The sequence below is a fragment of the Streptantibioticus ferralitis genome (assembly GCF_029223525.1).
GTDB classification, from domain to species: Bacteria; Actinomycetota; Actinomycetes; order Streptomycetales; family Streptomycetaceae; genus Streptantibioticus_A; species Streptantibioticus_A ferralitis.
In genome coordinates, this window is the sequence record NZ_JARHTQ010000022.1 from 117,596 (window position 1) to 134,316 (window position 16,721).

General features: G+C 70.7%; 17 protein-coding genes, 1 pseudogene and 1 riboswitch. Of the genes and pseudogenes, 9 read left to right on the forward strand and 9 right to left on the reverse strand.

The window, feature by feature from the left end:
* Positions 1–89: 89 nt before the first annotated feature.
* Positions 90–1,247, reverse strand: a complete 1,158-nt coding sequence (nagA, locus tag P2L57_RS27985; RefSeq protein WP_275818952.1) for an N-acetylglucosamine-6-phosphate deacetylase — start codon at positions 1,245–1,247, stop codon at positions 90–92.
* Positions 1,247–2,179, reverse strand: a complete 933-nt coding sequence (locus P2L57_RS27990) for an ROK family protein (protein ID WP_275818954.1) — start codon at positions 2,177–2,179, stop codon at positions 1,247–1,249. Before P2L57_RS27990 ends, nagA begins: the two co-directional genes overlap by 1 nt.
* Positions 2,180–2,446: 267 nt before the next feature.
* Here P2L57_RS27990 and P2L57_RS27995 point away from each other — a divergent pair, with 267 nt between their 5' ends.
* The 3 genes from P2L57_RS27995 to otsB all read left to right on the forward strand — a co-directional run bounded on the left by P2L57_RS27995 (position 2,447) and on the right by otsB (position 4,941).
* Positions 2,447–3,736, forward strand: a complete 1,290-nt coding sequence (locus tag P2L57_RS27995) for an ABC transporter substrate-binding protein (protein WP_275818956.1) — start codon at positions 2,447–2,449, stop codon at positions 3,734–3,736.
* A gap of 36 nt (positions 3,737–3,772) precedes the next feature.
* Positions 3,773–4,018, forward strand: a complete 246-nt coding sequence (locus tag P2L57_RS28000; RefSeq protein WP_275818958.1) for a DUF3263 domain-containing protein — start codon at positions 3,773–3,775, stop codon at positions 4,016–4,018.
* Between the two features lie 65 nt (positions 4,019–4,083).
* Positions 4,084–4,941: a trehalose-phosphatase gene (otsB, locus tag P2L57_RS28005; RefSeq protein ID WP_275818960.1), complete on the forward strand. Its 858-nt coding sequence runs from the start codon at positions 4,084–4,086 to the stop codon at positions 4,939–4,941.
* A gap of 19 nt (positions 4,942–4,960) precedes the next feature.
* Here the strand turns inward: otsB and P2L57_RS28010 are convergent, their stop codons facing one another.
* Together P2L57_RS28010 and P2L57_RS28015 are read right to left on the reverse strand one after the other, a co-directional pair.
* A complete protein-coding gene (locus P2L57_RS28010; protein ID WP_275818962.1) occupies positions 4,961–6,412 on the reverse strand; it encodes an alpha,alpha-trehalose-phosphate synthase (UDP-forming) in 1,452 nt (483 codons plus the stop codon).
* A 154-nt stretch (positions 6,413–6,566) separates the two neighbouring features.
* The gene (locus tag P2L57_RS28015; RefSeq protein WP_275818964.1) at positions 6,567–7,535 is read right to left on the reverse strand and encodes a glucosyl-3-phosphoglycerate synthase; all 969 of its coding nucleotides are present in this window, start codon (positions 7,533–7,535) and stop codon (positions 6,567–6,569) included.
* 206 nt (positions 7,536–7,741) lie between these two features.
* Positions 7,742–7,880, forward strand: a riboswitch (SAM riboswitch).
* 13 nt (positions 7,881–7,893) lie between these two features.
* On the opposite strand from P2L57_RS28015, the gene thrC reads away from it, so the two are divergent.
* The 4 genes from thrC to groL all read left to right on the forward strand — a co-directional run bounded on the left by thrC (position 7,894) and on the right by groL (position 12,293).
* Positions 7,894–9,180 (forward strand): threonine synthase, encoded by a 1,287-nt coding sequence (thrC, locus tag P2L57_RS28020; RefSeq protein ID WP_275818966.1) that lies wholly within the window; start codon positions 7,894–7,896, stop codon positions 9,178–9,180.
* A gap of 73 nt (positions 9,181–9,253) precedes the next feature.
* A complete protein-coding gene (locus P2L57_RS28025) occupies positions 9,254–9,532 on the forward strand; it encodes a MoaD/ThiS family protein (protein WP_275818968.1) in 279 nt (92 codons plus the stop codon).
* 540 nt (positions 9,533–10,072) lie between these two features.
* Positions 10,073–10,276 carry a cold-shock protein gene (locus P2L57_RS28030; protein WP_052859305.1) on the forward strand — a complete coding sequence of 68 codons (204 nt, stop codon included), beginning with the start codon at positions 10,073–10,075 and terminating at the stop codon, positions 10,274–10,276.
* A 388-nt stretch (positions 10,277–10,664) separates the two neighbouring features.
* Positions 10,665–12,293: a chaperonin GroEL gene (groL, locus tag P2L57_RS28035; RefSeq protein ID WP_275818971.1), complete on the forward strand. Its 1,629-nt coding sequence runs from the start codon at positions 10,665–10,667 to the stop codon at positions 12,291–12,293.
* Positions 12,294–12,391: 98 nt separating this feature from the next.
* Here the strand turns inward: groL and murQ are convergent, their stop codons facing one another.
* Entirely contained in the window at positions 12,392–13,327 is a 936-nt protein-coding gene (gene murQ, locus P2L57_RS28040) for an N-acetylmuramic acid 6-phosphate etherase (RefSeq protein ID WP_275818973.1), read from the reverse strand.
* Positions 13,328–13,342: 15 nt separating this feature from the next.
* Positions 13,343–14,263 carry a MurR/RpiR family transcriptional regulator gene (locus P2L57_RS28045; RefSeq protein WP_275818975.1) on the reverse strand — a complete coding sequence of 307 codons (921 nt, stop codon included), beginning with the start codon at positions 14,261–14,263 and terminating at the stop codon, positions 13,343–13,345.
* Between the two features lie 80 nt (positions 14,264–14,343).
* On the opposite strand from P2L57_RS28045, the gene P2L57_RS28050 reads away from it, so the two are divergent.
* Positions 14,344–14,688, forward strand: coding sequence for a DUF8819 family protein (locus P2L57_RS28050; protein ID WP_275818976.1), 345 nt, complete (start codon positions 14,344–14,346; stop codon positions 14,686–14,688).
* Between the two features lie 91 nt (positions 14,689–14,779).
* Here the strand turns inward: P2L57_RS28050 and P2L57_RS28055 are convergent.
* A pseudogene (locus tag P2L57_RS28055) lies at positions 14,780–15,007 on the reverse strand (Cmx/CmrA family chloramphenicol efflux MFS transporter); the annotation flags it as partial.
* A 39-nt stretch (positions 15,008–15,046) separates the two neighbouring features.
* Positions 15,047–15,706: an HD domain-containing protein gene (locus P2L57_RS28060; protein WP_275819004.1), complete on the reverse strand. Its 660-nt coding sequence runs from the start codon at positions 15,704–15,706 to the stop codon at positions 15,047–15,049.
* Positions 15,707–15,774: 68 nt separating this feature from the next.
* On the opposite strand from P2L57_RS28060, the gene P2L57_RS28065 reads away from it, so the two are divergent.
* Complete coding sequence (locus P2L57_RS28065) at positions 15,775–16,491, forward strand: copper homeostasis protein CutC (RefSeq protein WP_275818978.1); 717 nt, start codon at positions 15,775–15,777, stop codon at positions 16,489–16,491.
* A 31-nt stretch (positions 16,492–16,522) separates the two neighbouring features.
* Here P2L57_RS28065 and P2L57_RS28070 read toward each other — a convergent pair.
* On the reverse strand, positions 16,523–16,721 hold a 199-nt coding region (locus P2L57_RS28070), incomplete at its 5' end, for a hypothetical protein (RefSeq protein WP_372515961.1).

Consider the following 16,721-nt stretch of genomic DNA (forward strand, 5'->3'; position numbering starts at 1 on the left):
CGAAGCCGGTTCGCGAGCGATCATGCCAAAAGAACGGCGGTCGGCCCAGAGTCGGGCCGACCGCCGGTCGTCTTCGCCGTGCGAATGCGTCACCTGTCCGTGGGTCGCACCACCCACTCGCCCTTGCGCATCACGCCCGCCAGAGCGAAGTCGTCGTCGAGGACCACGAGGTCGGCATCCTTGCCGGGCTCCAACGAGCCGATCGAGTCGTAAAGCCCGAGCAGCTTGGCCGGGTTGCCGGAAATGGCCTGGACGACCTGCTCGACGGGCAGCTTGTCGATGGTGACCGCCCGGCGGAACGCGGTGTCCAGCGTCAGCGTGGAGCCCGCGATGGAGCCGCCCTCGACCAGCCGGGCCACCCCGTCCTTGACCTCGACCTGCAGCGGGCCGAGCGGGTAGCGGCCGTCGCTCATTCCGGCCGCGCCCATCGCGTCGGTGATGAACGCCACCCGCCCGGCGCCCGCGGTGCGGAACGCCAACTCCAGGACGGCGGGGTGCAGATGCGTACCGTCGTTGATCAACTCCACCGTCACCCGCTCGTCCCCGAGCAGTGCGGCGACCGGGCCGGGGGCGCGGTGGGCGAGCCCCGGCATGGCGTTGAACAGATGCGTGGCGACGGTGGCGCCCGCGTCGATCGCCTCCAGCGTCGCGTCGTAACCGCCGTCGGTGTGGCCGACCGCGGCGATGACACCGTGCCCGGCGAGCAACCGCACCGACTCCAGGCCGCCGGGCAGTTCGGGGGCGAGCGTCATCATCCGGGCGGCGCCTCGTGCCGCGTCGACCAACTTCCGTACGTCCGCCGGGTCCGGGTCGCGCAGCAGCGTCGGCTCGTGCGCACCGCAGCGGTGCGGGGAGATGAACGGGCCTTCGAAGTGGATTCCGGCCAGCTCGCCCTGCTCCACCAGTTCGGACAGCACGGCGGCCTGGCGGGCCAGATCGTCCAGGTCTCCGGTGACGGTGGAGGCGAGCATGGTGGTGGTGCCGTGCGCGCGGTGTGTGCCGACGGCGGTCAGCGCCTCCTCGGCCGTGCCCGCGGAGAACGAGGCTCCGCCGCCGCCGTGCACATGGATGTCGACGAAGCCGGGCACGATCCAGTGGCCGGTGAGGTCGGTGCCGCCCCGCTCGTCGTACCGGTTGGCGGCGATCCTGCCGCCCTCGACCGTCAGGCTGTCCCGGACGACGCCTGACGGCAGTACCAGCCGTGCCCCGGTCAGGACTTCACGGTGATCGGTGTGCTGTGCGGCCATCAGGCGGTTACCTCCACGGAGAGTCGGTCCCAGGCGAGCAGACCCGCGCCCAGGCAGCCGGCAGCGTCCCCGAGGGCCGCCGGAACGATGAGGGGGAGCCGCTGGAACGTGACGCGCTCCGTGACGGCCGTACGCAGCGGCCCGAGGAGTGTTTCCCCCGCCTCGGCGAGCCCGCCGCCGACGATCAGCACCCGTGGGTCCAGCAGGGTGAGCCCGGTCACCAGACCGTCCGCCAGCGCGCTGATAGCGCTCTGCCAGACGGCCACGGCGCGCGGGTCGTGCTTCTCGACGGCCTGCGCGCAGTCGGCAGCGGTGGCTGCCGGGTCACCGCTCGCCTCGGCCCAGTCGCGGGCCACCGCGGCGGCCGACGCCTCGGTCTCCAGGCAGCCGGTCTGCCCGCAGGGGCAGCGGCGGCCGCCGGGGCGCACCACGATGTGGCCGATCTCGCCCGCGCAGCCATGGGCGCCCGCCTCGATCCGGCCGTCGATGCCGATGGCGGCGGCGATGCCGGTGCCCAGCGCCAGGAACAGGAACCGGTCCTGGCCGCGCCCGGCGCCGAGTCGGCCCTCGGCGAGCCCGCCGCAGCGCAGATCGTGGCCGACGGCCGTCGGGATCCCGTCCAGGCGCTCGGCGAGCAGCGTGCGCATCGGTACGTCCCGCCAGCCGATGTTGGACGAGTAGACGGCGGCGCCGTGCTCGTCGTCGACCACCCCGGGTACCGCGACGCCCGCCGCGGCGGCGGGCTCGCCGAGCTCGCGCATGCCGAGGACCCGCAGGTCCGCGGCGAAGTCCAGGATGGCGGCGATCACGGCCTCGGGGCCGCGCTCCCGGTTCGTGGGCCGACGCGCCTCGTACAGGAGCGTGCCGTCCACTCCGACCAGGGCGGCCTTCATCCCGGTGCCGCCGACGTCCAGGGCGATGACGTGTTCCACGGGGACCAGTCTGGCTCCTTGCGCCGGACTGGTCTAGTCCACCCGGGTGTCCGGGTGTGTTTCCCGCCTGCCCACCCGACCACCGTCGGCCTTCGCGTGCCGTTGCGCACGGCCGTCGCTGGGCCGGGGGTGGGCCGGGGGTGGGACGCGAAGTCGGCGGCGGTGTCGGGCGGGTGGCGGGTGGTTACCCCAGAGGCAAGCGCGAGCGTGCCCGCACCGTATATTTGGCGATTCCGACGGGACAGCGATGAAGGTGGTAGGTACACGGTGGAGCGGCGACGATTCCTTGGGCTCGCTTCGGGCTTCGGCCTCGCGGGAGCGATGTCGTCGCTCACGGGATGCGCCGGTGGCGCCGCGGGCGGCGGCACCAAGCTCACCATGGTCGCGGCCGACTACGGCAACAACTCCGCCAACACCTCGCAGACGTACTGGGACGACGTGGCCCGCCAGTTCCAGCAGAAGAACTCCGGCATCACGGTCGACGTCAAGGTCTACAGCTGGGACGTCGTCGACAAGAAGGTCGCCGAGATGGTGGCCGCCGGCAACGCCCCCGACATCGCGCAGTGCGGCGCATACGCCGACTACGCCGCCAAGAGCCTGCTCTACAGCGTGGACGAGCTGCTCTCCATACCCGCCCAGGCCGACTTCATCGGCTCCATGTCGGACGCGGGCAGCGTCAACCGGACCCAGTACGGCATGCCGTTCGTCTCCAGCGCGCGCATGTTGTTCTACAACAAGACGCTGTTCAAGAGGGCCGGGATCGTCAAGGCGGACGGCAGCGCGAATCCGCCGCAGTCCTGGGACGACCTCAAGACCGCCGCGCAGAAGCTCAAGGCGGCCGGTGTGAAGGTCCCGTTCGGTCTGCCGTTCGGGCCGGAGGAACCGGCCGCGGAGACGCTGATATGGATGCTCGGCAACGGCGGCAACTACACCGACGACGTCGGCAGCTACACCATCAACTCGGCACAGAACCTTGAGGCCTTCCAGTGGATCAAGACCAATCTGTCCGACACCGGGCTGTCCGGCCGTAATCCGGCCACCACCAACCGCCAGGACGTCTTCAACGCGTTCGCCAGCGGCGACTGCGGCTTCCTCAACGGCCATCCCACGCTGATCCAGTTGGCCGCCAAGAACCACGTCGACTACGGCATCGCCAAGATCCCCGGCAAGGGCGGCCAGCTCTCGGCGACGGTCGGCGTCGCCGACTGGATGATGGCGTTCAAGAAGAACGGCAACCGGCAGCAGATCGGCAAGTTCCTGGAGTTCGCATACAGCCGGCAGAACACGCTGAAGTTCCTGCGCGCCTACGACCTGCAACCGGTGACGGTGTCAGCGTCCAACGCGATGCTCGCCGACTCCTCCCTGAAGGAGGTCTGGCCGTTCCTCCAGGAGCTGCCGAACGCCCGGTTCTACCCGGACAACAAGACCTCCTGGGGTCCGGTCAACGCCAAGCTCAAGCAGGTCGTCGGCAAGGCGGCGACCCAGGACCCGATGGGCGTGCTCGGTGACCTCCAGCGCACCGCGGAGGCGGCGGACAACAGCGCCGCCGCGAAGTAGCGTTGACGGCGTAGGGCGAGTGGAGGAGGTGCCGTGGTGACCGAGCGGACGGGCCAGGACGACCTCTCCGAGCGTGAGCGCGCCATCCTCGCCGTCGCCGGGCGCAGCTGGCCGACGGTGGGCGCCAAGGAGCGTGCCATCAGGGAGCAGTTGGGCATCTCGCCCCACCTGTACTACCAACTGCTCAACGCCCTGCTGGACGACCCCCGCGCCCTCGCCCACGCCCCGGCCACCGTCAACCGCCTGCGCCGCCTGCGCGAGGCGCGCCGCGCGAACCGCTAGGGCCTGACCTCATCGACGGGGGGAAACGGCCGCCCATCCGCACGTCCTGCCGGTAGGGTCGTGCCATGGGCAGCCACCCCCTTCCCACCCCCGTCACGCCCGCTGGCAAGGCCGGACTGGCCGAACTGCTCAGCGAGCCGAAACGGGCCGTCGTGGCACTGGACTTCGACGGCACACTGGCCCCGATCGTTCCCGACCCGGATCAAGCCCGCGCGCATCCCCGTGCGGTGTCGGTGCTCTCCCGGCTCGCCCCGCGAGTCGGCTCCGTCGTGGTGATCACCGGCCGCCCGGCCGGGGTCGCGGTGCGCTACGGAGGCTTCGCGGGGGTGCCCGGCCTGGAGCACCTGGTGGTCCTCGGGCACTACGGCGCCGAGCGCTGGGACGCCGTTTCCGGCGAGGTGCACGGTCCCGGCGACGACCCGGGCGTGCTGGCGGTACGGGCCGAGCTGCCCGGCTTCCTGGAGCGCCTCGGCGCCTGGCGCGAAACCTGGGTGGAGACGGTGCACATCGAGCACAAGGACGGGCGCGCCGTCGCCGTACACACCCGCAGGACCGACGATCCGCAGGCCGCCCTCGACGCGCTGCGCGGACCGCTCACCGAACTCGCGCACCGGCACGGTCTGATCGTCGAGCCGGGCCGCATGGTGCTGGAGCTGCGGCCGCCGGGCATGGACAAGGGCGTCGCCCTGGCCTCGTACGTACGGGAGAACGGAGCGAGCGCGGCGCTCTACGCCGGGGACGACCTCGGTGATCTGGCCGCCTTCGACGCCGTGGAGAACCTGAGGGCGGAGGGCGTTCCCGGCGTCCTGGTGTGCAGCGGCAGCAACGAGGTGGCCGAACTCGCCGCCCGCGCCGACATCGTGGTCGACGGTCCGGAGGGGGTCGTGGGGCTGCTGGGGGCGCTGGCCGACGCGTTGGCCTGAACGGGCGGACGGAGGCGGACTACCCGCCGAGCGCGGCCAGTTGGTCGAGGAACCACCGCTGCGGCGGAAGCGCCGTCGCCGCGGCGGCCAGCCGCTTGCTGCGCATCGCCCGCTCACCGTCCGGCATGGTCAGCCCCTCGTGCAGCGCCCTCGCGGTGGCCTCAACGTCGTACGGGTTCACCGTGATCGAGTCGTCGCCCAGCTCCGCGAAGGCCCCAGCCTCCCGCGACAGCACCAGTGCGCAGCCGCCGTCGGAGACCACCGGGACCTCCTTGGCGACCAGGTTCATACCGTCCCGGATCGGGTTGACCAGCGCCACGTCCGCCAGCCGGTACGCGGCGAGGGAGCGCGCGAAGTCATCCCTGACGTGCAGGATGAGTGGCTGCCAATCCACGGTCCCGTAACGGGAGTTGACCTCCTCGGCCAGCCGCTGGACGGTGGCCGTGTAGTCGCGGTAGACGGCCAGATCGTGCCGCGAGGGGTACGCGAAGGCGACGTGCACCACGCGGCCGTGCCACTCGGGGTGGGTGGCCAGCAGCCGCTCGTACGCCATCAGTCCGCGCACGATGTTCTTCGACAGCTCGGTCCTGTCCACCCGGACGATGACCTTGCGGTCCCGGCCGATCTGCTCGCGCAGTGCGGCCAGCCGTTCGTTCACATCCGGGCGGTGCGCGCGCTCCCGGAGGAACTCGGCGTCGGCGCCGAGGCCGTGCACACCGATCCGTGTCGTCCGGCCGTCGTGGCGGACCGCCGATTCGGCGCCGTCCGTGGTGACTTCGGCGCCCAGCAGATCGGCGCAGCATGCCGTGAAGGCGTCCGCCCAGCGGCGGGTGAGGAACGCGGCGCGGTCCGCGCCGAGGATCCCGAGCAGCACCTCGGCGGCGACGTCGTCGGGCAGCAGCCGGAAGTAGTCCGGCGGGGCCCACGGGGTGTGCGAGAAGTGCCCGATCCGCAGATCCGGTCGCCGCTCGCGCAGCAGCCGGGGTGTCAGTGTCAGGTGGTAGTCCTGTACCAGGACGGCCGAGCCCTCGGCGGCCTCTTCGGCGAGGGCGTCGGCGAACGCCGCGTTGTAGCTCTCGTACGACGCCCACTGGGCGCGGAAGTCCTGGTTGAAGACGGGTTCCAGCGGGGTCGCGTAGAGGAGGTGGTGGACGAACCACAGCACGGAATTGGCGATGCCGTTGTAGGCCCCGGCGAAGACCGCCGGATCGATGTCCAGCATCCGCACCGACTGGCCGCCGGTGTCGGCCGGGTCCAGCCGTCCGCCCGCGGCCTCCGCCGCCGCCCGGTCGTCGTCGGAGAGCGCCGCGCACACCCACACGGAGCCCGCGTCGGCCCCGATGGCGCTCAGTCCGGAGACGAGTCCTCCACCGCCGCGTCGTGCGGTGAGCGAGCCGTCCTCGGCACGGGCGTACGACACCGGTCCGCGGTTGGACGCGACCAGGACCTGGGCTGCGCGCGTAGCGACCATGCGGCCAGCCTACGGTGCCTTCCGCCTGACGTGGGCACTTTTCCGTCCGGGATGGCTCGACGTGGACCAGGGGAATTTCCGGGGCGGGGCGGCCGGCCCACAGGACGGCGCGCATCGCCGCCCGAAGGCGGCGGCGAGCGGGCGGCAGGCGAACCTATGCGGCACGCCGTGCCGCGTACTCCGGCACGGTGATCATCGGTGGCCGCTCCTCGGCCACCACCTCGTGCACGCGTGGCTCGAAACCGCCCTGCGGGCCGCGGTCGAACTGCGTGAGCACCGGCCGTACCAACGTCGTGCGAGCCAGCCGCACTTGGGCGGTGCGGTAGATCGTCGCGGCCATTCGGCCGAGGGCCTGACAGTCCTGGTGCCGGTGGTGCCGTACGCCGACGTCCACCTGGGCGAGCGCGTCGAGTCCGGCGCAGGCCAGTGCGTCGACCAGCATGGCCAGCTCCACCCCGTACCCCACCGGGAACGGCAGCCGCTCCAGCAGCGAGCGCCGTCCCGCGTACTCGCCGCCGAGCGGCTGTACGAACCCGGCGAGCTGCGGCCAGTGCAGGTTGAGCAGTGGCCGGGCGACGAGCTCGGTGACCCGCCCGCCACCCGCCGGGACGACGGCCGCGCCGGTCTCCAGCGGCCGGTCGTACATCGCCTTGACCAGTTGCACCTCGGGGTCGGTCAGCAGCGGCCCGACGATTCCGTACACGAAGCTGGCGTCGAAGTCCCGCAGGTCGGCGTCGACGAAGCAGATGATCTCGCCGCTGGTGGCCAGCAGCGAACGCCACAGGACCTCGCCCTTGCCGGGCACGGCCGGGATCCGGGGCAGCACCTCGTCCCGGTGCACCACCCGGGCCCCGGCGCGCGCCGCCACCTCGGCGGTCCGGTCGGTGGAGCCGGAGTCCATCACGATCAGCTCGTCCACCAGCGGCGCGGTCTCGCACATCAGCTCCCGTCGGATCTCCCCGACGATCGCCCCGACGGTGGCCTCCTCGTTGAGGGCCGGGAGCACCACGCTCACGGTGCCGGCGGCGCCTGCCGTGCGTTTGGCGGCGAGCAGCCGGTCGAGCGGCCGGTCGGCAACAGACCAGGACCGCCGCTCCAGCCAGCGCTGCACCTCTTCCAGCACCTGCGCGTCTCCCTGGCAGCAGAACCATGCATGTGATCCATCTCGCGGTTCGGACGACTATCTCGACTGTCCGACCCTTCGGTTACAGTCTTGAGCAACGCGCGTGACGACCGCATGCCGGGGGTCAGCGCGCAAAAAACGCACTGGCCACGGCTGGCCGTCCGGGGGTTACCTCCCGGGAATCGCAGCAGCACCCAGTGCCATAGAGCTCATCCAGAGGGACTGAGGGAACGGCCCGTTGACGTCCCGGCAACCCTCCTACCGGCCCGACCTGCGAGACGAGGCCACGGTGGGGAAGGTGCCAATTCCGGCCCGCGGCGAGACGCGCCGTGGGGAAGATGAGGAGAGGCCTCGCCATATGGCTGTCGAAACCGTCGAACCCGCCGCCAGCACCTCCACCGACTTCGGACCGGCCGTCGCCCTGTCCTGTCGCGAGTGCGGCGAGCGTTTCCCGCTGGGCCCGATCTTCGCCTGCGAGGCCTGTTTCGGCCCACTTGAGGTCGCCTACGAGTTCCCCAGCGGTGACCCGGAAGGCCTGCGCAAGCGGATCGAAGCGGGCCCGCACAACATCTGGCGGTACGCCCCGCTGCTGCCCGTCCCCGCCGACGTGACGTCCAAGCCGAACCTCAACCCCGGCTTCACCAAGCTCGTCAAGGCCGACCGGCTCGCTCGCGAACTGGGCGTCACCGGCGGTCTGCACATCAAGGACGACTCGGGGAACCCCACCCACTCCTTCAAGGACCGGGTGGTGGCGATCGCCGTCGAGGCGGCCCGCAACTTCGGCCTGACCACGCTGTCCTGCTCCTCCACCGGCAACCTGGCCGGTGCCGTCGGTGCCGCCGCCGTACGGGCGGGCTTCCGCTCGTGCGTGTTCATCCCGCACGACCTGGAGGCGGGCAAGGTCGTGATGGCCGCGGTCTACGGCGGCGAACTGGTCGGCATCGAGGGCACCTACGACGATGTGAACCGGTTCTGCAGCGAGTTGATCGGTGACCCGATCGGTGAGGGCTGGGGTTTCACCAACGTCAACCTGCGCCCCTACTACGGCGAGGGCTCCAAGACGCTGGCCTACGAGATCTGCGAGCAGCTCGGCTGGCGGCTGCCGGACAACATCGTCATTCCGATCGCCTCCGGCTCCCAGCTCACGAAGATCGACAAGGGGCTGCAGGAGCTGGTCAAACTCGGTCTCGTCGAGGACAAGCCGTACAAGATCTACGGTGCGCAGGCCGAGGGCTGCTCCCCGGTCTCCACCGCCTTCAAGGCCGGGCATGACGTGGTGCGCCCGCAGAAGCCGAACACCATCGCCAAGTCGCTGGCGATCGGCAACCCGGCCGACGGCCCGTACGTGCTGGACATCGCCCGACGTACCGGCGGGGCGGTCGAGGACGTCAACGACGAGCAGGTCGTGGCCGCGATCAAGCTGCTGGCCCGCACCGAGGGCATCTTCGCCGAGACCGCGGGCGGCGTGACCATCGGTGTGCTGAAGAAGTTGATCGAGACCGGTCAGCTCGACCCGGCCGCCGAGACCGTCGCCATCAACACCGGCGACGGTCTGAAGACCCTGGACGCGGTCGCGCCGACCACCGGCCCGACCGCGGTCATCCGTCCCACCCTCGACGCGTTCCGAGAGGCTGGTCTCGGGTGAGCGAGCGGAGCGAGGGAACCAACAAGGAGGCGCGTCACGCGAGTGCGTCTCCGAGCGCAGCGAGGAGATCAGCATGAGTGTCAACGTCCGAATCCCGACCATCCTTCGCACCTACACCGGCGGACAGGCCGAGGTTTCGGCCGAGGGCAGCACGCTCTCCGAGGTCATCTCGTCGCTGGAGAAGGACCACCCCGGTATCTCCGCCCGCGTTCTGGACGACCAGGGCAAGCTGCGGCGTTTCGTGAATGTGTACGTCAACGACGATGACGTGCGCTTCGACAAGGGTCTTGAGACGGTGACCCCGGACGGTTCCGGTGTGTCGATTATTCCGGCCGTCGCCGGAGGCTGCTGAGCGTCCCACCGAACGATTCCAGCCATTCGCGAATGCCCCGTTTGCCAATGCGGCAGGCGGGGCACGCGCATGTTCCCAGGCGCGGTACAGTAGCGACGGCAGCGGTGGTCCGTGATTCAAGGGCATCGCTCTGAGGTGTCCAAACCTCATTTCCGGTCATTCGCCATCGGTCGTCCAACGATCGGGCCGCCGGCGCAGTTCGCACCGCCGTACAGCCGCTCGGGCTCGGGACGTGACGCACGTGCCGAGGGCACGTGAAGAACGCGACAAGTTGTACCCGAAATCAGGGTGCTATTTGTCGTGTTGGTCGGCTATGCCCGGTCCGAGTTGCCCTGAATTCCTGGCCTTTTTCCCAGAATTACCGATCGGGCGCTCCCAGAATTCTCGTCCGAGTGACCTGTTGCAGAGGGCGTCCGTGCAGATACATTCAGCCGCGGTCGGCACGCGTTCCGGCGCACACCTCCATGTGTTAGGGGTGAGGTCTGACCCGGGCCCGCGGAGTGCGGTCCCGTGCAAGGGCCAGTAATAGGGGAGTTAGGGATGGCTCAGGGCACCGTCAAGTGGTTCAACGCGGAGAAGGGATACGGCTTCATCGCGGTCGACGGTGGTGCGGACGTCTTCGTGCACTACAGCGCGATCCAGATGGACGGCTACCGCACCCTCGAAGAAGGCCAGCGGGTCGAGTTCGAGATCTCGCAGGGCCAGAAGGGGCCGCAGGCTGACATGGTCCGGATGGCCGGTTGACCACCGGCGCATCGCGCCACGAGACCTCAATGTCGAAGGGTCCGCACCCCAGAGGGGTGCGGACCCTTCGCGCCTGCCCGGGGGAGAAGGCCATGTCCCCCATCGAGCCCCTCCGGGGCGCTTGCGCCCACCCGTCGCCCGGCCGCCACCCCCCTTCGAGCCCCTCCGGGGCGCTTGCACTCTAAGGGGCAGAGTGCTAATCATTGGGCGTTAGCACTCTGACGTTGAGAGTGACAGATGGACCGGGTCGGTGAGGTCCGTTCGACCGTCGGGAAGGAACCGGCGGCCGGCAGGCCGTCCGTCGCGGGCGCCAGCGCGGTCCGGAGTAATCGTCCCCAGGCTCTCAGGGGCTGGGGAGGACCCCCTTCGTCCGGGAGGACCACTTCACATGGCCAAGATCATCGCGTTCGACGAGGAGGCACGGCGCGGCCTTGAGCGCGGTATGAACCAGCTCGCCGACGCCGTCAAGGTGACCCTCGGCCCCAAGGGCCGCAACGTCGTCCTCGAGAAGAAGTGGGGCGCGCCCACGATCACCAACGATGGTGTGTCCATCGCCAAGGAGATCGAGCTCGAGGACCCGTACGAGAAGATCGGCGCCGAGCTGGTCAAGGAGGTCGCCAAGAAGACGGACGACGTCGCCGGTGACGGCACGACGACCGCGACCGTACTCGCCCAGGCGCTGGTCAAGGAAGGCCTGCGCAACGTAGCCGCCGGTGCGAACCCGATGGCCCTCAAGCGCGGTATCGAGCGTGCCGTCGAGGCCGTCTCCGCCCAGCTGCTCGAGCAGGCAAAGGACGTGGAGACCAAGGAGCAGATCGCCTCCACCGCCTCCATCTCCGCCGCCGACACCCAGATCGGTGACCTCATCGCCGAGGCCATGGACAAGGTCGGCAAGGAAGGCGTCATCACCGTCGAGGAGTCGCAGACCTTCGGTCTTGAGCTGGAGCTCACCGAGGGCATGCGCTTCGACAAGGGCTACATCTCCGCGTACTTCGCGACCGACATGGAGCGTATGGAGGCCGTCCTCGACGACCCGTACATCCTGATCGTCAACTCCAAGATCTCGTCGGTGAAGGACCTGCTCCCGCTGCTGGAGAAGGTCATGCAGTCCGGCAAGCCGCTGCTGATCATCGCCGAGGACGTCGAGGGCGAGGCCCTGTCGACCCTGGTGGTCAACAAGATCCGTGGCACCTTCAAGTCCGTTGCCGTCAAGGCCCCCGGCTTCGGTGACCGCCGCAAGGCCATGCTCGGTGACATCGCCATCCTGACCGGTGGCACCGTCATCTCCGAGGAGGTCGGCCTCAAGCTGGAGAACGCCGGTCTGGACCTGCTGGGCCGCGCCCGCAAGGTCGTCATCACCAAGGACGAGACCACCATCGTCGACGGTGCCGGTGACACCGAGCAGGTCGCGGGGCGGGTCAACCAGATCCGCGCCGAGATCGAGCAGTCGGACTCCGACTACGACCGCGAGAAGCTCCAGGAGCGCCTCGCCAAGCTGGCCGGCGGCGTGGCCGTCATCAAGGCCGGTGCCGCCACCGAGGTGGAGCTCAAGGAGCGCAAGCACCGCATCGAGGACGCGGTGCGCAACGCCAAGGCCGCCGTCGAGGAGGGCATCGTCGCCGGTGGCGGCGTGGCCCTGCTGCAGACCGTCTCGGTCTTCGACAAGATCGAGCTCGACGGCGACGAGGCCACCGGTGCCGCGATCGTCAAGCTGGCCCTGGAGGCCCCGCTCAAGCAGATCGCGGTCAACGCCGGTCTTGAGGGCGGCGTCGTGGCGGAGAAGGTCCGCAACCTCAAGCCGGGTCACGGCCTGAACGCCGCGACCGGCGAGTACGTCGACCTGATCGCCGAGGGCATCATCGACCCGGCCAAGGTGACGCGTTCCGCGCTGCAGAACGCCGCCTCGATCGCGGCCCTGTTCCTCACCACCGAGGCCGTCATCGCCGACAAGCCGGAGAAGGCCGCCGCTGGCGCCGACGCCGCCGCTGCCGGCATGGGCGGTGGCATGGACTTCTGATCCACCCAGTGCGTACCGGACCGAGGTCCGGTCGCCAGGATCAGGTTTCGTCCAACCCGAGGGCGGTACCCCGAACAGGGGTGCCGCCCTCGGGCGCTTCAGTTGGTCGCGGCCTGCAGGGCGGCCCGCAGATGTCCGCCGTGACGCACCAGCAGCCGCTCGGCCGTGGCCGCGTCCACGTCGCCCAGGATGGTGAGGATGGCGTTCTTCACCTCACCGTCGGTCGCGGCCAGCGCCGCTTCGATCTCCGGGTCGGCGGCGCCGGTCGCCAGTGCGACGATGCGGCGGGCCCGGGCCCGCAGCTTCTCGTTGGAGGAGCGCACGTCGACCATCAGGTTCCCGAAGGTCTTGCCCAGCCGGATCATGGTGATGGTCGAGATCATGTTGAGCACCAGCTTCTGCGCGGTGCCCGCCTTCAACCGGGTGGAGCCGGTGAGCAGTTCGGGTCCCACCACCACCTCGATGCCGTGCTTGGCCGCGGCGGCCAGCGGGGAGTCCGCGTTGCAGGACAGGCCGATCGTCAACGCGCCCTGCGCCCGGGCGTGTTCCACGGCCGTGATGGCGTACGGGGTACGGCCGGAGGCCGAGACGCCGACGACGGTGTCGTCGGCGCCGATGCCCAGTGCGTCGAGGTCCTCGACCGCGAGCCGCCCGCTGTCCTCGGCACCCTCGACCGCGCTCAGCATCGCCTCGGGGCCGCCCGCGATCAGGCCGATGACCTGGCCGGGCCGGGTGTTGAAGGTGGGCGGGCACTCGCTGGCGTCCAGTACCCCGAGGCGCCCCGCGGTGCCCGCGCCCGCGTAGACCAGGCGGCCGCCCCGGGCCATCCGTTCGGCGGTGCCGTCGATGGCGGCGGCGATCCGCGGCAGCTGCGCGGCGACGGCGGTCGCGACGGTGGCGTCCTCACCGTTCATGATCCGGGCGATGTCCATGGTCGGCAGCTGGTCGATGTCCGACAGCTCCGGCCGGAACGCCTCGGTGGTGAGGGTCGCCAACTCGCGGCGCAGCTCTCCATAAGGGGTGTCGCGGGACATTGCGGCTCGTGATTCCTAACGTGCGGTGGGCGCCACGGGGCTGTGGCGGTGGGCGAGCGCCTCGTACGAGGCGGACAGCGCGGGCGCCGCCCGCTCGTACGTACGCTGTGCGACACCGATGAACAGGCAGTCCACCACCAGGAGTTGGCTGGTGCGGCTGGACATGGCGGCCGGGCGCAGCTCGCTTTCCCGGGAGACCGCCGTGGTGAGGATGTGGTCGGCGTACTTGGCCACCGCACCGTCCGGGCGCCCGGTGATCGCCACCGTGGTGGCTCCGCGGTCGAATGCGGTGCGCAGCGGCTCTATGACGTCGAGGGTGTTGCCGGAGTGGGTGATCGCCAGGGCGACGTCGCCCTGGCGCAGTTGCACGGCGTTGGTCACCGCCAGATGGGGGTCGCTGTGCGCGTGCGCGATCAGCCCGATGCGCAGCAGCTTCTGCACGAGATCCTGGCCGACCAGCGCCGACGCCCCGATGCCGTAGACGTCGATACGGCGGGCGGACGCCAACGCGGCTACCGCCGCCTCCAGTTGGGACACGTCGAGTCCGGCCGCGGTGTCGGCGAGGGTCTGCTGCTCTTCGTGCGCGAGCTTGGCGACCACGTCGGCGAGTGGGTCGTCCACCGCGATGTCCGCGGTGACCGCCGCCGGTGCGCCCGCCTGCTGCTGGGCGGCGAACGCGGCGAGGGCGAGCCTCAGGTCCCGGTAGCCGGGGTAGCCGAGGACGCGGGCGGTGCGGACGACGGTCGCCTCACTCGTTCCGGTTCGCTGTGCGAGCGCGGTGACGGTCAGCTGGGCGCATGCGGCCGGGTCGGCCGCGACCGCCTCGGCGACGCGTTGCATGGAACGGGTCATGGTGGGGGAGAGGTTTCTGACCTTGGCGGTCAGGGTGGACCCGGTGTCGCGACTACGGAAAGTTTCCTTCGCGTTCTGCGTCACACTTGAAAGATATTTTCACTCGCCCGACGGGTCAATCTTCCGATGGCTGATCACTCCAATGAGCGAGGGAGAATCGACGTATGGACCTCGAACCCGCGCTACACGCGGCCCGCGCGCTGGTGCTGGCCGATCTGGCGGCCTGCGATATCGACGACGCGGCGATCGTCTCGCTGGTCGAGGACGCGGTGGCGAACCGCAGATGGTGGGTTGAGCAGTGGCCGGACGGCGCGGAGTTCGTCACCGGCCTGATCGCCCAGGACGTTCAGGACGCCCTTCTCGACCGCTACGGTCGCTGGCCGCTGTGTCCCGCGTGCGAGGAGCCGCACGCGCTCGATGTCGAGCCGGAGCTGGGCCCCGACCCCCATTGGGTCTGCGGTAAGGACGGGGCGGTCATCGCCGCGGTCGGCCGGCTGCCGGGGCGCTAGCCTGCGCCGAGGTCGGGACGTCGGGTCAGCGGAAGCGGACCTGTAGGGCCGTCAGCAGGAAGGCCGCCGCGGCGAGCGCGACACTGACTCATGCCACGCCCGCGTGACCGGCGCCCGCGCTGATGACGAGGCCGCCCAGCCACGGGCCCGCCGTGTTGCCGATGTTGAAGGCCGCCGTGGTGGTCGCGCCCGCGAGGGTCGGTGCGGCGTTGGCCACGTTGAACATACGGGCGTTGAGCGCGGGCGCCGTGATGAACGAGGCCACGCCCAGCAGCAGCGACAGCGCCACCGCCGCGACCGGACTGCGCGCGGTCAGTGCTTCGTACAGGGCCCCCGCGGGTGGTGGGCATTCCCGGTATCAGTCGCTGATCAATCGCAGTTCTGTTTCCAGATTGCGGCGGGCGGTCCGCTCCCAGTGCTCGAATCCGTACGCGGTGCGGAACAGCCTTGGCAGTGCGAGGAGTTGGCGCAGTACGTCGGCGCGCCCCGCGCGGAACACCTCGTCCGGAACGAACCCGTACTCCTCGCGCACCGCCGCCGCGTAGGCGGCGTACTCCCGTGGGGCGGCGGCGAGTATCGCGAGGTCCGCGTCGCACAGCACCTCGCCGTCGCGGTCGCCGTCGTCCGGATCGTGGCTGACGGTGAGCCGCACCAGGCGGGCGACCTCGGCCACCAGCGGGCCCGGCAGGCCCGCCTCGGCCAGTGCGCGTTCGGCGAGGTCGGCGCTGCGCTGCTCGTTCTCGGAGCGGTCCGGCCGGTAGACGGCGTCGTGGAACCAGGTGGCGAGCAGAACGGCGTCCGGGTCCGAGGCGTACGAGGCGAGCGATTCGGCGTGGTCGAGGACCGCGATCAGGTGGTCGGTGGTGTGGTAGCGCCGCTGCGGCTCGGCCCAGCGGGCGAGCAGGTTCTCGCCGTACGGGACCGGGTCCACGGTGCACTGGGCGCGGCGCAGCAGACCCGTCCAGCGGGTGAGCAGCGCGTCATACGAGGGGTGGCGTGGCTCCGGGGTCGCGGGCATGGTGCCCATTCTCGCCATTGTGGAGGGTCGTCTGGCAGTGCATACGGCCGTATGGCAGGCTGTTCTACATGTCTAGACCAATCTTCGAAGTGATCGCTCTGGGGGCCGATGACGCGGTTGCCGCGCAGGCTGGCGGGGCGGACCGCCTCGAACTGGTCACGGACATGGCCGCCGACGGCCTCACCCCCGGCCTGGAGACCTTCGCCGCGGTGCGCGCCGCCGTCACGATTCCACTGCGGGTGATGCTGCGGCCGACCGACGGCTTCGGTGCGGGGGACCCGCGCGATGTCGACGCGCTGTGCGCACGGGCCCGGATGCTACGGGCGGAAGGCGCCGAGGAGTTCGTCCTCGGCTTCCTCGACCGCGACGGCGGCCCCGATCTGGCGGCGGTACGGGCGCTGGTCGACGCCGTCGACGGGGCCCGCTGGACCTTCCACCGGGCCATCGACCGCGCGGCCAGCCGCGACGCGCTGCGCAAGGCGCTCGGCGGGCTGCCCGGCCTGGACACCTACCTGACCGCGGGCTCCCCGCTCGGCGTGGCGGACGGCCTGCCGGTACTCCGGGAAGAGGCGGCCAGAACCCGAGCGGGCGAGCCCGGCTACGAGCCCCGGCTTCTGGTGGGCGGCGGCCTGAAGGTGGAGCACCTGCCGGAGCTCCGCGCGGCCGGTGTGGACGGCTTCCACGTCGGCGGCGCGGTCCGTCCCGGAGGCTGGACCGCCCCGGTGGACGCCTCAGCGGTCCGCGAGTGGCGCGAGGCGATCGACGCCCCACTCCCCGTACGGTGAGCCCTTCCGGCGGATCGTCGGCGGGCTGCGGTCAGCTCGGACCGCCGGACTCCGCCGTGGGGCGGCCTGCCGCCGCGGCGGGCTGGAACGTGCGCACCGCGCCAGCGGCAAAGGGGGCTGGGCGCAGGCCCGTGCGAGGGCTGGGCGAAGGCCCGCGCAAGGGTTGGGCGAAGGCCGGGCGCAAGCCCGCGTTGGGTCGGGCGGCGAAGCCCGCCAAAAGGGTGGGTGGG